The sequence below is a fragment of the Candidatus Neomarinimicrobiota bacterium genome, from assembly GCA_021734025.1.
Taxonomy (GTDB): Bacteria; Fidelibacterota; JAANXI01; order JAANXI01; family JAANXI01; genus JAANXI01.
In genome coordinates, this window is sequence record JAIPJS010000003.1 from 199,006 (window position 1) to 213,957 (window position 14,952).

At 51.2% G+C, this 14,952-nt stretch carries 10 protein-coding genes and 1 tRNA gene; 5 read left to right on the forward strand and 6 right to left on the reverse strand.

Going from position 1 to position 14,952, the window contains the following annotated elements; translation table 11 throughout:
• Positions 1–11: 11 nt before the first annotated feature.
• From K9N57_05050 to K9N57_05075, 6 genes are all read right to left on the reverse strand, one after another.
• Complete coding sequence (locus K9N57_05050) at positions 12–2,099, reverse strand: amino acid permease (protein MCF7803537.1); 2,088 nt, start codon at positions 2,097–2,099, stop codon at positions 12–14.
• Positions 2,100–2,660: 561 nt separating this feature from the next.
• On the reverse strand, positions 2,661–3,104 hold the full coding sequence (locus K9N57_05055) for a T9SS type A sorting domain-containing protein (GenBank protein MCF7803538.1): 444 nt from the start codon (positions 3,102–3,104) through the stop codon (positions 2,661–2,663).
• Positions 3,105–4,107: 1,003 nt separating this feature from the next.
• Positions 4,108–4,181 (reverse strand) — tRNA-Met (locus K9N57_05060).
• Positions 4,182–4,251: 70 nt separating this feature from the next.
• Positions 4,252–5,601 (reverse strand): sulfatase-like hydrolase/transferase, encoded by a 1,350-nt coding sequence (locus K9N57_05065; GenBank protein MCF7803539.1) that lies wholly within the window; start codon positions 5,599–5,601, stop codon positions 4,252–4,254.
• 30 nt (positions 5,602–5,631) lie between these two features.
• Complete coding sequence (locus K9N57_05070; GenBank protein ID MCF7803540.1) at positions 5,632–6,012, reverse strand: VOC family protein; 381 nt, start codon at positions 6,010–6,012, stop codon at positions 5,632–5,634.
• Between the two features lie 80 nt (positions 6,013–6,092).
• Complete coding sequence (locus K9N57_05075) at positions 6,093–7,163, reverse strand: PA0069 family radical SAM protein (protein MCF7803541.1); 1,071 nt, start codon at positions 7,161–7,163, stop codon at positions 6,093–6,095.
• A 217-nt stretch (positions 7,164–7,380) separates the two neighbouring features.
• Here K9N57_05075 and K9N57_05080 point away from each other — a divergent pair, with 217 nt between their 5' ends.
• From K9N57_05080 to K9N57_05100, 5 genes are all read left to right on the forward strand, one after another.
• Positions 7,381–8,454, forward strand: coding sequence for a DUF1611 domain-containing protein (locus K9N57_05080; GenBank protein MCF7803542.1), 1,074 nt, complete (start codon positions 7,381–7,383; stop codon positions 8,452–8,454).
• A gap of 8 nt (positions 8,455–8,462) precedes the next feature.
• Positions 8,463–9,515 carry a dipeptide epimerase gene (locus K9N57_05085; protein MCF7803543.1) on the forward strand — a complete coding sequence of 351 codons (1,053 nt, stop codon included), beginning with the start codon at positions 8,463–8,465 and terminating at the stop codon, positions 9,513–9,515.
• Complete coding sequence (locus K9N57_05090; GenBank protein ID MCF7803544.1) at positions 9,512–10,543, forward strand: zinc-binding dehydrogenase; 1,032 nt, start codon at positions 9,512–9,514, stop codon at positions 10,541–10,543. The genes K9N57_05085 and K9N57_05090 overlap by 4 nt, the downstream gene beginning before the upstream one ends.
• Positions 10,544–10,611: 68 nt before the next feature.
• A complete protein-coding gene (locus K9N57_05095; protein ID MCF7803545.1) occupies positions 10,612–11,781 on the forward strand; it encodes an acyl-CoA dehydrogenase family protein in 1,170 nt (389 codons plus the stop codon).
• 443 nt (positions 11,782–12,224) lie between these two features.
• Complete coding sequence (locus tag K9N57_05100) at positions 12,225–14,822, forward strand: patatin-like phospholipase family protein (protein ID MCF7803546.1); 2,598 nt, start codon at positions 12,225–12,227, stop codon at positions 14,820–14,822.
• Positions 14,823–14,952: the final 130 nt, after the last annotated feature.

Sequence of the window (14,952 nt, forward strand, 5' to 3'; positions counted from 1 at the left end):
ATATAAAGCAGTTAGTACCTCGCAAGCTCACGTTCGTTTTCAGGCGGTTTGGGATTTACATCGAAAACCGGATCTTTGAGCCAATCCATAGTCTGTTGAACGCCGGTCTGCGTTCCAATAAGCGTAATAGTATCGCCTTTCTGAACTATCGTATTTCCATGGGGAATAATGAGTTCGCCATTTCTGACGATAAACGGAATCAGGCAATCCTTGTGAATCCATAATTGACCGATGGTGTGATTGGGCAGCAGTGATTGCCCGACGGTAATTTCGTCGATTGTCTCCGAGTGGAGAAAGTGCTCCTGAATCGACTGCCGGCTCCACTGCCGCCATTCACCGGTAAAATCGATGCCGTCTGCGCGGTTGGCGATTTCCGCGAGGAGCCGAAGGTGCTGACGAGCCGTATCAGTGGGACTAATCAGGACAAAAAGCGCATAGACCGGTTCGTCATCGGGCCCCAGCTTCAGTCCCTCGGAAGATTGCACAACGGCCAGTTCGTGGGATTTCAGGTCCGGCAGATATGCGTGAGGGAGCGCCATGTGATTTGCCGAGGGCGTGAATCCTTTGTCATCCGCATCGCGCAACGCTTGAAATATTGTCTCCGCCGGGACCTCGACCCGTTCCGAAAAGAGTTGCGCAACCTGGTTTAGCGTTTCGTGGTAATCATTGCCGGATTTGTGCCGGAAAATTAGTGTTCTGTAGATCACGTCGTCCAGGGAGTCCTCTTCCCGTAATCCTCTTTCCCGAAGTGCCTGCCGCAGATACTCATCTACTTTGGTTTCGGTGTCTTCACCCAGTTGGGAGAAGATATGCACCAGCGCGCTGCTTCGTTTTGCTTTCTCTTTGCCGTACAGGAAGTACCAGAGCAGTCCCACTCCCACCAGTCCGCCGGCCGCGATCCTGGGCACCATACCCAAATACGGGATTAGTACCACGGAAACGGCGATTCCCGAAACCTGCATCCATGGGTAACCCGGGGACCGAAAGCCGGGATCGTAGCTTTGAATATTGCTCTCGCGCATTATGATCACCGCCAGGTTTAGCATCCCAAAGATGACCAGGAGAAATGCGCTGGCGAGCTTGGCTACGCCTTCAGGATTCAACAGCAGAATAAATAATATCATCACACCAACCGTCAATATAATGGCAGGTGTCGGCGTCTGGAATCGACCCAGTTTGCCGAACCATTTTGGCGCCAGTCCGTCCCGGCTGAGCGCCAGGGGATAACGCGAAGCCGCAGTGAGTCCGGCGTTAGCCGAGGCGCTGAAAGCAAGGACGGCGGCTGCAGACAGCCCGATAACACCCCAGTTGCCGAGATATTGGCCGGCGGCGTCGGCCACCGGTGTCAACGTAGTATCCAGCACGGAACCGGGTACGATCTGCAGGATGAGGAACATTCCGACGAGATAGAGGGCAACGGTTACCGCCAGGGCGGTGAACATCCCCATGGGGATGTTCTTATCCAAATCTTCAACCTCTTCCGCCATGCTGATAATTTTGGTCAGGCTGGCAAAGCTGACGTACACCAAGCCAACCGCTTCAAGGAATGCGGTAGTGCTCCAGGTTGTCTTCGCCGTGATAGCACCGTGATCCAGGTTGAACAGGCCGGTGGCAATAAAATAGGCCAACCCAGCCAGAATGATTGCAACCATCACTTCCTGCAAACGCCCCACATGTTTGGTGCCAACGATACTGAGTATCGCAAATCCGATACAGAGTCCAATGGCGACTGGCTTAATCGGAAGTGTTAAAAAGAGCAGGAGATAGGCGCCGAGTCCGATGAGATCGAAGCTGCTCTTGAACACGAGAGAGAGCCAGGTCCCTAGTCCGGCAACCGTTCCCACAGCTGGCCCCATGCTTCGGTCGAGCACGTAGTATGCGCCGCCTGCCCGGGGCATAGCAGTGGCTAATTCGGCCTTGCTCAGGAGGGTTGGAATTATGAACAAGCCGGCGACGAGATAGACCCATCCGGCAGTCGATCCGACTTTGCTATAAATTAAACCTGGGAGCAGAAAAATACCGGAAGCCAGCATACCGGCCACGCCAAAGGCAAAAATGGACCTGGCGGTAAAATGTTTTTCCAGTGATGTCTGTGCCATGGTCACCCTCCCTGCAGTTAAATAAACATGACTGTTTTAGTATTGATTAATATACTCACGGAAATTTGAAGGATCAAAAGAGACCGAAAATACTCGAGTCTCAGGTATCGTCCTTTTCCATATGGACAATTGCCCGGGGATCTGAAACGTTGATTTCGGGCTTCTATGGCCGCCCGAAATGCTGTTCGCCCAGCCGATCACGCAGAGATAGAACGTGAATAGCCCGGGTTTCAACCCGGGGTTTATAATTACGAGCGGGGCAACACGCAGGGATTGAATCACCTGAACCCGATAGACGCGTTAGGACCAGCAGACAACCTCTTTTCACATCCCCTGCCTAACAATGTATAACACACTGCGATCCGGTGTGGGCGGCAACTATCTGTATGAACTAACTTATGAAAAAGACGAGATTTCCCGCCGGGTTAAAAGTAATCGGAAATGATACTGCATCCCTGGAATGCAATATGTCGGTACATATTGGAATGGCCTTCTTAATAGATTCAAATCTGAAAAAAAACCAGTACCGGATTACTGACGAAATAACTTTGCCCGGTAATCCTATTTTATATATACCGCCTTTTGGGTTTGAGCGATTTTACCGTCAACCTCCAGTCGTATAACAAACACGCCGGATCCAACGTCTTCCGGCTGCCAGGCCAGCTGATGTTCTCCTGGTGAGTAACGTTTATCTGCCAACGTAGCGACCTTTCGCCCGGACAAATCGTAAACAGCAAGCGAGATGTAAGCTTCACCGGGAAGAGAAAATGGAATGTGGGTTACCGGGTTAAACGGATTGGGAAAATTCTTTCTCAGTTGCGCACGTTCCGGTAGGGTGTGTTCATTATCGGCGGATGGTGTCACTTGTTGTGCTATTGTATCAATCGCATCCTCTGCCGATTGGGCAACGTCCGGGTCGGAATCGTCCATAGCGACATGAAGAGTATCCAGAACTTCCGCTTTGCGTGTATACAGCTGTGACTGGAGTGATTGCCACTGTTCCAAATTCTCATTGTCAGGGTTCGACCATGGATTCTCACTTTTGAAAAACCGGGCAGTCCCTTCGATAGCGTGTCGCCGGATCCACTATCGTTCGTCACCGGTGATCGCAGTCAGAATTGAATCGGCATCCGGAAACATTGTCATGGAATACCGGGGAGGAATGTTCCAGCGATAAAGGATTGGTTCCGTAAAACTTCTATGCTGATCCCCTTCAAGCGTTGAGAGAGTATCATTCCCCGGTATCATTACAGAAACATACCAGTAATGCCGTTCTTTACATCCGGCCGGGCGCAGACGAGCGTCCCGGAAGGGACTCCTCCCGGAGGAGGAATCTCGTAAATTAAACTCCTAAGAAATTAATGACGAGATCCCTTCGGGAAAAAAATCAAAAAAAACTTCGAACTCACGCCTCTGCCAATTCAACACTTTCCAATTTCTGATGTAAAGCAGCAATATAGATGCTCATTGAGATGTTTTACAGGGCGCTCAGACAGCGAAGTATTATAAACAATATACGGTTATCACTTGGCCTTGCCGTTCATTTTGGGCACCGTTTCGGTGAGCGGAAGGAATCCAGAATCGGCTGTCTGACCGGAGGGAGTTCCGGTTCTGGTCTGACGCGAATCTTGAAACGGTCAAAATGAACGGCAGAGCCTTGATTTTTTTTCTCCTTTTGCATCAAGGCAAAAGGAGGAATAATTGGGAAGATAAGGGAGGTCGGGAGAAGGATTACTACCCGTGAACTACAACTCAAGAATTCAGAAATCACGCTTCCCTTTCCTTGCGAAGGAGCCTGACCCGAACCGTCGGGAAGGAACTGTGGGTGAGGTTTAAACAAAAAATGCCGCTGCCTTGCACAACGGATTTGGTAGTAACGGTAGCTGGATTTTCCCACGGTGATCCCTGCGGGGGAACCAGCGCCCCTGGTCCAGTTTCAGTGAGGACCCGGCAGAAGTCTCCCCCAAATAAAAAACCCCACAATTCGAAAATTGTGGGGTTTCCAGAGTAGCGGGAGCTGGATTTGAACCAGCGACCTTTGGGTTATGAGCCCAACGAGCTACCAGACTGCTCCATCCCGCGGTATAATTTTTCTTCTCTCAAAAAGCGATACTAATATAACCCGTGGACCAGCACGTGTCAACCTCCATTCTCAGGAAATTGACCGGCTGAATTTCCTGAAGCTTTCGTACTTCTCCCGTAGAAAATTTTGCTGTGACTTATCCATATCCAGGTCATAGACCGGATCGGCATCGTATGGGATGGCGTCAATGACTGCGCTGTCTTCGGCACCGAGTTTATACAGATGCCAGCCGTCGCCATTTTTCGTGTATCGGTGACCGTCATAGATAAACCCGAACTGATCTGATTGAAATTTTGAGAGCGTTTTCCCGTTCTTGTCATACCAGAAACTCTCCAGCAAGGGAAGGGCATCGTAGAATTGAGGTTCCAGGCGTTCTGGCTGAATTCCGGTTTCTGCGGCATTCACGATAAACTGCTTCAGGAGCCTGATGGAGGTCGGCGTTGTGGTTTCTTCGCCAGCAGGGACTTCCGGCCCGGCAACGAACAGGGGAACACGGTTCCCGGCTTCGGTAACGTTACTGAAATGGTAGCGCCAGCCCTCATCGCCGAAATTATCCCCGTGGTCCGAGGTGAAGATGTAGAGCGAGTCGGGGTAGGTATCTCGTATCGACTCGGAAAAGGAATCGATGGCGTACGAGAACTTCCGCCAGGAGGTTTTTTGCCGGCTCCGGAGCAGGTTCAGCATCCGGGGCTCGATGTACACCTTGTCATTCGCAAGCCAGGACTGATTCACCATATGGAACATACTCTTCAGTTCCCGGAACTTGTCCAGTATACCGCGAGACATTACCTGGAATTTATTACTCACGTGATACGGAAAATGGGTCTCCATCAGATTGATAAACAGGAAGACCTTTTGACCCTTTGCCGTGGCAGCTTTCAGAATTTCATGTGCCCGCTGGAACTGGGATTGGCAAAACGAGTGTACCCATGACTGGCCGGCCTGGATATCCTCTGTCATTTTGCCGGTGATAAAGTCACCCTTCAGGAATTTGTCCCGGATACGCCGTTTGCCGAGTAAAACCAGAATGTTCGCCAAAGGTATCGTTCCCGGATTCATCGAGCGCCAGACCCGTTCAATTTTATCAAAACCACGGTCCAGGCCAAAGATGTGCGTGGTCACCGGGTTCGCCGTGAGCTGGACGGTTTTATAACCCTTGTCACCCAACGATTCCGCTAACGTCTGTACCGACTGATTCACCCCGCGGGACCGGGTTGTAGCGCCGTGCTCATGCGGGTCCAAACCAGTAAACATCGACGCTGTGGAGGGTAGTGTCCAGCACCCGGCCGAATACGCCTGGTGATAAGTCGTACTATTCTCATTTAGCCAGGGTAGGGCCGGATCACCCTCGTTCCAAACGCTGTCGTAGCGCAGGCTGTCGGCGATCATTAAAACGATATGTTGTGGAGTCTGGCTCATCGGTTATAATGGGAGGTCACACAACGATCGTCAGGAGACCTCCAATAATTCAATGGCATAGCCGTCCGGGTCCTTGACAAACGCCATCTGTTTATTTCCGGATGGAGAGGTCGTAGGGCCGCGATCCAATTCGTATCCGGCAGATCGAATCTGTGCTACAGTGGCATCCATATCGTCCACGTACAGCGCAATGTGTCCGTATCCGTCGCCGAGGTCGTACGGCTCTTCCCGTGGCCAGTTGTAGGTCAGTTCCAATTGGGCATTACTGTTCGGTATATCGAGGAAAGCAAGGCTGAATTTTCCACTCTCGTGCTCTGAAGTCCGGTCAAGTTCAAATCCGAGGGCATTCTCATAGAAGTCCAGAGATTTCTCAAGGTCAAAAACCCGGATCATTGTGTGTGCGAATTTCATTTATATTTACTCATACCTTTCTGTCATTATTCCCATCTTCTTCAAACTAAAATATAGGGAGGAATCGGAGAGACTTCAAACTACTCGGCGTCCTGGTGAAATAAATGAATTTGCCCATTGATGGAAGGGCGTATGAATTCCTTGGTGGAGAGCGGAAACGATTCCTGGTTGAGCTTCGATTTTTGTATCCCCAGGCGGAATAGATCGGCAATTTGGTCAGCGAATTTTCCATTTCCTTTCATGCGCGTTCCAAATTCCGTTTCGTTCAGATCTCCGTCCCGCATCTGCCGAATCCTGTTCAGGACTTTCTCCTTCCTGTTCGGAATATTGGTCTCAAGCCACTCCTCGAACTGCTTCTTCAGATTAAACGGGAGCCGGAGAACTATGTATCCCGCAAATTTCGCACCGGCGGATGCTGCTTCCTGGAGAATTTGCGGAATTTCGTGATCTGTCAGACCGGGAATCACCGGCGCGACCAACACGCCGACGGGAATTCCGGAATCATTCAGGGTCCGGATTGCCTCCAGGCGCTTGTCCGTATGGGAAGTACGAGGCTCCAGGAAGCTCCGAAGGGAATTATCCAGCGTCGAGATGGATAAGTGCACCTTCGCGGCCTGATACGAGGCCAATTCCAACAACACATCCACATCTCTGGTAATCAGGTGGTTTTTAGTAATAAGCGCCACCGGATTCCGACATTTGGCCAGGACCTGCAGGCATCGACGCGTCAGTTCAATGTGCCGCTCAATCGGCTGATACGGATCGGTCACGCCACTCATGGCAAGCACCTGTGGTGTGTACGATTTGGACGCCAATTCATTCCGAAGGAGTTCCGGAGCATTTTCCTTGACCATGATCCGGGTTTCAAAGTCCAGTCCCGCCGAAAAACCCAGATACTCATGCGTCGGACGGGCGTAACAATACGCACAGCCGTGCTCACACCCGCGATACGGATTGATACTGGCGTCAAATCCCACGTCAGGACTTTCGTTGTAGGTAATGATAGAAGATGACGCGTCCCGGTAAAATTTTGTCGCCGGGCGTTCATTATCACCGGTATCGAAATCGTATTCCAGCTCTTTGAACCGGTTCTTCGGGTTCCCGGTGGCACCGCGACCTTTGATTCTGTTAGTATTCTTCTCCTGAGCCATTTCCTATTGCGGAAAAAATTTATTTAATTTGCACGGCATAGTTGTGAAGGCCTTCCGCCTTGGTTAATTTACCAGCACTGATGATATCTTTGGATCGCCAACAAGTCGTTGCCACAGAAGTTCCGCCTGTTTATACTTGTACGCACAAGACTCGTCCCATTCTCCGGATACGGTCCGAAGAACGGCCGGCGATTTCACTCAAGGATACGGGAATAAAATGACGAACTCAACGCGCCTTTTTCAGCCTGAATCCGATGCAAAATATCTCATCTATGCAGAAGGAAAATTCGGCGCCGGTACCTCCAAGACCGCAAACGTCCTGTTACGCTATCAGCCGGACAAAATCTGCGCTGTTGTCGACTCCCGGTATACCGACAAGACGGTCCGGGATGTCAATAGCACCATAGATTCGGATATCCCGGTGGTCTCTGGAATAGCGGCGGGGCTAGCTTACAATCCGACGCACCTGATTATCGGGGTGGCTCCGTCCGGAGGACAGCTGCCGGAGGAATGGCTGGAGCCGTTGAAAGAAGCCATCACCGGCGGACTGCATATCGTCTCCGGCTTACATTCTTTCCTGTGTGATAACGCTGAGCTGGTCAACCTGGCCAAAGAAAAAGACGTACAACTTATCGACCTCCGCAAGCCGCCAAAGATCCCGGAAGTTTCCCAGGGATTCTGGCGGGAGCGGACGGTGCCGGTGGTGCAAACCATTGCCCCGGACTGTGCCTTCGGAAAATTGACTGCGGCGTGGGAGCTGAAGCGTCAGTTTGAGCAGCGGGACTATTCCGTCGGATTTGTTGCCACAGGCCAGACCGGAATCCTGTTGAACAACGGCGGTATTGTAGTTGATGCAGTACCAGGTGACTTTATTTCCGCTGCGGTGGAGCAGCTCATCCGGAAGGAGCTGGAAAGTGATCCGGATGTCATAATTGTGGAGGGACAGGGCGCAATCTATCATGAAGGGTTTTCCGCAGTAACCCTTGGCATTCTACACGGCGCTATGCCGGACGCATTCCTGTTTGCACACCGCCCCAGTTGCAGCGCCAACGATTATGGGTTCCACTTCCCGCCTTACCGCCAGATGATCAACGATTACGAGCGGATTATCGAATGGTTTAAGCCGGTGCATACGATTGGGGTGCAGCTGGATACCAGCGAATTCTCCGACGATACTGCACACGCGCTTTGCGAGGATATAGGTCATCACACAGGGCTGCCCGCTACTGATTTGGTGCGCTTTCCCGACGATTCAGCCGTGGATACCATGATCCAGAAACTGCACCTGTAATCCCTTTGATGGAAGTATCCGCCGCCATATACGAACTCATTCCAACACACCGATTCGGTATCAGCCGGGAGACCTCCGAGTTCTATAACACTTTACTTGTTAAAATTACGCATAACGGTATCACCGGTTACGGTGAAGCGTTTCCGTCGGCGCGATACGAACAATCGGCGGAAAAGAACCTTCGTGTACTCCAGCAGATTGATTTTCCGGAATTTTCTGATCTTTGCGACATCTTCCAACCCTGGATATTACATGAATGGCTGACTGACATCTGTGAAGGCGTTGACTCACTGATATCTGCTATGACTTCTGCGTATTATGATGTCTTCGGACAGATATTCGATACACCGGTAACATCTTTGGCAGGGAGCGCCGGGTTGGAGTGGCCGCTCTCGTCCTTTACCATCGGCATCGACAACCTGGAGACTATCCGAACAAAGGTCGCCGAAGCAGAATCGTATCCGTTGTTGAAAGTCAAACTGGGCTCAGACAACGATGAACAGATAATGGCCAATGTCAGAGAGATGACCGATAAACTGGTGCGGGTGGATGCCAACGAGGGCTGGAACAAGGAAGAGGCGCTCGAGAAAATCGAGTGGCTCGAGACACTGAACGTAGAATTCGTGGAGCAGCCGCTGCCGGCCGGGAATCCCGATGACGTCCAATGGCTGCGGGAGCAATCGCCACTGCCCATTATCGCAGACGAGGACTGCCGTCATATCGATGACTTGCCGGAAATTTTACCGGCTTATGATGGTATCAATATCAAACTGGTCAAATGTGGCGGTATCACCGCGGCATTGCGAATGTGCCACACCGCAAAGACATTCGGTAAATCGGTAATGCTTGGCTGCATGGTGGAAAGTTCGGCAGGAATTGCTCCCGCCGCTGCCATCGGAGGGTTTGCAGATTATCTGGACCTGGACGGAAACCTGTTACTATCCAATGATCCATTTACAGGCCCGCGCGCCAAAAACGGGTCGTTCTCTGAACTGACCGCACCTGGATTGGGAGTCACAGAGCAACAATACATCGCATGGGAGACCCTCTATAAATCATGAAAGCCGCCGTTTTTCGTAAACCGTACAGCACGATGGAGATTGAAGACTGGGATACACCGGTACCGGGGGCGAGAGAAGTCCTGATCAAAGTTGCGGCCTGCGGAGTCTGCCATACGGATCTCCATTTTATCGATCATGGTGTACCCCCGCTAACGGAACCACCGGTGATTTTGGGGCATGAGATCACCGGGACGGTAGAAACCGTGGGAGAAGCCGTGGATTCGGTTAAAAAAGGTCAACGGGTTCTGGTGCCGGTGGTTATCCCGTGTGGAGAATGTACATTTTGCCAGTGCGGCAAAACCAATCTCTGCCGCGAACGTACCATCCCGGGGAATAAAATTCACGGCGGCTATGCGGAATATGTGAAGGTCCCTGTCAGTGGTGCGCTTCCGCTACCGGATGAAGTTCCACTGGAAACAGGGGCCGTATTGGCGGACGCATTTGGTACCAGCTTTCACGCGATAGTCGACGTTGGAAAAATCCAAAAGGGCGAAACGCTGCTGGTGTTCGGCGCGGGTGGTTTAGGGACTGCTGCAATTCAGATCGCCAAACACGCTGGGGCGCGGGTTATTGCGCTGGATATGAACCCATTGAAACTCCAGTGGGCTGAAGAAATGGGCGCGGACGAAACCGTGAATTCTCACGGCATCCGGGACTTGGGAGCGCACGTCCGGGATCTTACAGATGGGGGCGTCGATGTGGCTTACGAGGCTATCGGTGCGCCGAGAACCATTTACCAGGCGTTTACGTGCCTCGGACCCGAGGGACGCTTGATCGTCGCAGGATACACCCGGAACGAAGTGAAATTTCCGGAGCCCAATCTTATTTTTGAAGAACGGAGCATCTTCGGCGTGCTCGGGTGTCCGGTCAGTTCGTATTATACCTTGTTTGAACACGTTGTTGCAGGTGATTATGATATTGAGGCACTCGCGACCAAACGGATGCCGCTTGAGGAGATAGAGAAGGCGTTGACCAGCGTACGCAGCGGACAAACCCTGCGTACAATCCTCACGCCATGGCAGGATTAGATTACAAATAAAACCACCGGGATCATACACTCCCGGGCCGCAAACATTGATGCGTAAAAGGAGCAGACATGGCTAAATTTCAGGGTGTGGATTATTTCAAAATGGACGACCATTTCTCGGAAGAGGAACTCATGATCCGGGACATGGTCCGGGACTTTGTTGATAATGAAGTCATCCCTGTCATCGAAGAACATCACCGGGAAGCAACTTTCCCTATGGAAGTCGGAGGTCAGATGGGGGAGTTGGGGCTGTTTGGCTCCAATCTGCCGGAGAAATACGGTTGTCCGAATCTGAATAATGTGGCGTACGGTCTCATCATGCAGGAGCTGGAGCGCGGGGACAGCGGAGTCCGGAGCTTTGCCTCGGTACAAGGTGCGCTGGTGATGTATCCGATCTATGAATTTGGCAGCGAGGAACAGCGGCAAAGATGGCTCCCGAAACTAGCCTCCGGAGAGCTCATCGGTTGCTTCGGCCTGACTGAGCCGGATTACGGCTCGAATCCCGGAGGAATGAAGACAAAAGCAGTCAAAGATGGAGACTCCTACATCCTGAACGGGACCAAGATGTGGATCACCAACGGAACTATCTCGGATGTAGCCATCGTCTGGGCGAAGCTGGACGGCGTCGTGCGTGGTTTTATCGTCCCCACAGATGCTGAAGGCTTCTCTGCGCCAGAGATGAAGGGGAAGTTCTCGCTCCGGGCGTCGATCACCTCGGAACTGATAATGGAGGATGTGCGGATTCCCGCCGAAAATATTCTGCCGGAAGTAGAAGGATTACGCGGACCGTTGAGCTGTCTGACCCAGGCACGGTACGGTATCGCCTGGGGAGCAGTCGGATCGGCGATGGCAACGTATGAAACGGCGCTCAATTACGCAAAGGAACGAATCCAGTTCGACAAGCCGATTGCCTCCTTTCAGCTGATTCAGGATAAACTCGTCACGATGGTGACGGAGATCACCAAGGGACAAATGTTGGTGTATCATCTTGGGAGGAATAAAGATGAGGATAAGATGCGCCATCAGATGGTCAGCATGGCCAAGATGAATAACGTCAGTATGGCGCTGGATACAGCGCGTACGGCACGGGAGATTCTTGGCGCAAACGGCATCCTGGACGAGTACCCGGTAATCCGGCATATGATGAATCTCGAGTCGGTCTATACCTATGAAGGGACCCACGACATCCACCGGCTGATCATCGGAGCCGACATCACCGGGATAGAGGCGTTTGTGTAAAAATGTTACGTGCAGCCTACAGCCTAAAAGCAACTCCTGTCGGTGACCGCTTCCAGCATCGCCGACAGTCGTCGTCTTGACTATAAATACCGTCACCGACGCTGGAAGCGGTCGGCGACGGTAGCGGGCATGCCATTTTATACATGGAGAAGCGGAGCTTTGATTTCGCCCAAGTGAATCATTCCAGGACTTGGAAAGTTAGAACGAGACCCAACACAAGCGGGACAATTAACAGGCTGAGCGTTTTTGACAACCGACAGAGGGCACTCGACTCATGACGTCTTTAACAATAACTCTATAACACGGTATCACTATAACAATTGAATCCCCGTACACTTGCAAACCCCGGCCTATTATTTCAAATAGTACTTATCGCCTCCCTGGTACTCCCCGGCGCTCTCACTTATGCCACCGCTCAGGGAAATGAAAATGGAAGCGAGATTGTGGCCACTTTTATTGCTCAGACTGAACAGTACGAATCTCACGCATTTCCGGGGATCACCTACAGGAAGATCAAACGCCCGAAAATCGGACTCGCGCTTTCCGGCGGCGGAATGAAAGGAATTGCCCACGCCGGAGTATTGCATGCACTCCGGAAAAATGATATTCCCATTGATAATATCACCGGCACCAGCGCAGGGAGCATTATCGGTGGGTTGTACGCCCTCGGATATTCGGTGGAGGAAATCGACAGTATAGCCAAATCCATCGACTATGAAACCCTGTTTATCGATCAGACTCAACGCCGGAATTTGTTCATCAGCCAAAAGCAGCAGGCCAGCAAATACCTGATCGATGTCCGGTTTGATAGTTTGCGACCATATATACCTATCTCCATCACCCCCGGGCAGGGGATTGGCAGGGAACTGACATCGCTGTATATGCGATCACCGATGAATACTATCCGGAATTTCGACAATTACCGCGTCCGGTTCAGGGCGGTGGCGACTGCACTGGAAACGGGGAATCGGGTGGTGATTGGGCAGGGGGACTGGGTCCACGCAATAAGGGCGAGTATGTCAATCCCCATGGTGCTCGCGCCGGTGCGCTACCAGGGCCATCGGCTTATCGATGGAGGCGTCGCCGACAATATCCCGATTTCTCTTTCCAGAGATTTAGGGGCTGATATAGTTATCGCCGTGGATGTTCGGGCTAAATTATACGAACCAAAGGAGTTGAAAAACCTGCTTACGGTGGCAGATCAGGTTATCAATATACTGATGAACACCAGCAGGGATGAAGCGCTGGATGAAGCCGACATCGTGATCTCTCCGAACTTCCAGGGCGACGTTGAATCTGCCGATACTCTGTCCGCTGAATATATCAGACGCGGATACAAAGCGGGCGAGCAAGCGGCGAAGCAGATCAGACAGAAGATTCAGGAGGTCACTCGAACAGATACCAATAAGTTCACACTGGATCGGGTCAATATTATCGGGAACAGCCATCTGACTGATGGCAATGTCCTCGAGATTGCCCGGCTCAACCAGGTGACATTCCCGGTACGACTCACTGGCAGCCGGATTGACTCATCGGTCACATATCTCATTGGCTCAGCATACTTCACTAACGCGGTAGCCGTTGTAAAATCCCAGGGGGATCGGAATATTCTGGAACTCCAGGTAAAGGAAAACCCGGTTACTCAATCAGTGAATTTATCAGGCAACACGGTTTTTCCTGATTCAATTTTGAAGCGGCATCTAATGGCGATGGTTGGCGTGCCGTATAACCCTCAAATGCTCGAGGGGATGCTCACCAATCTGTTACACAGGTACCGGCGAGCGGGATATCCGCTGGCCAGGGTGGATAGCGTCCGTTGGAAGCCGGAGAACGGCGTTATATCCATACAGGTATCGGAAGGGCAGGTCAATGCTATCCGGGTGGAAGGTAACCGAATTTCTCAGCGGTTTGTGGTGACCAGAGAAGTGAATTTCAATCCAGGCGATCCGGTGCGGAACGATAGGGTTAATCGATCAATTACGAATATTTATAGCACAGAATTGTTTGATTATGCCGGCGTGGAGTTTATTCCGGCCCCGGAAAGCGATGGATGGGATGTTGTTTTTCACGTGTTGGAAAAACGATACCTGAGTACAAAATTCGGATATAAAGTCAATAATCAGCGGGGCAATGCCGGAATTATAACTTTAGAGCACCAAAACTTTCGTGGACGAGGAGTGCGGGTATCAACCGAATTGAAGATGGGGACAGAGGAATTCTATGCCCATGGACATTATTCATCCAACCGGCTATTCAAGTCGTATATCACCTATAATTTTGCGGTCGGATACGAATGGGACTGGCATCGGATTTACGAAGAGGAAAGCGACTTCCAGATAAGTAATTTTACCATCGACCGGAGTTTCGTTTCCTATTCACTAGGTCACCAGATTGCCCGGCTCGGACTCGTCGATTTTACAGGGAAGGCGCAACGGGTCATAATTGGCGGTCCCGCATCGCTGGGAGATCGATACAATTCGGATTACACTCTGGTGAGTCTTGCTGCGAGTTCAGTGATCGACACAAAAGACCGGACAGTCTTTGCCCAGACGGGGAATTATCAGATGGTATCCTATGAAACGGCTTCCAAAACCATCGCCGGAGATCGGGGATTCAGCAGGTTCGAACTGCAGACGGATTGGTACTTTACCTTCCTGGAAAGGAATACCATTCACCCAGGTATTCGGATTGGGGTAGGTGATCAGACGTTGCCATTTTCGGAGTGGTTTACGCTTGGCGGTATCGATTCATTCTTTGGATTGCAGGAAATGCAGGTTCGGGGAAATAAGCTCTATCGGGGAAGCCTGGAATACCGATATCGTATGCCGGTCAGTTCACTGTTCGACCTGAATTTTTATACCCGCTACGATATAGCTGCCTTCTCCAGGGAAGTCCTGTACGAAATTAGCCGGAAGGATTTTTTCCACGGGGTGGGAATCGGTGTTGGCGTCACAACTCCGGCCGGTCCGCTGAAACTCGGCTACGGGGAAACCTCGCGCGGAGACGATGCATTCTATTTCTATTTCGGATGGGATTTTTAAAAAAAGAATTGCACGCAGATAAACGCCAAAACACTTGATTATCACCAACCAAAAACCAAACAGAATATAAATTCAGTCACTCGTTTTTTAAGATTCCGACTAAGAAATTTTAACACTAAATATGTGGCCG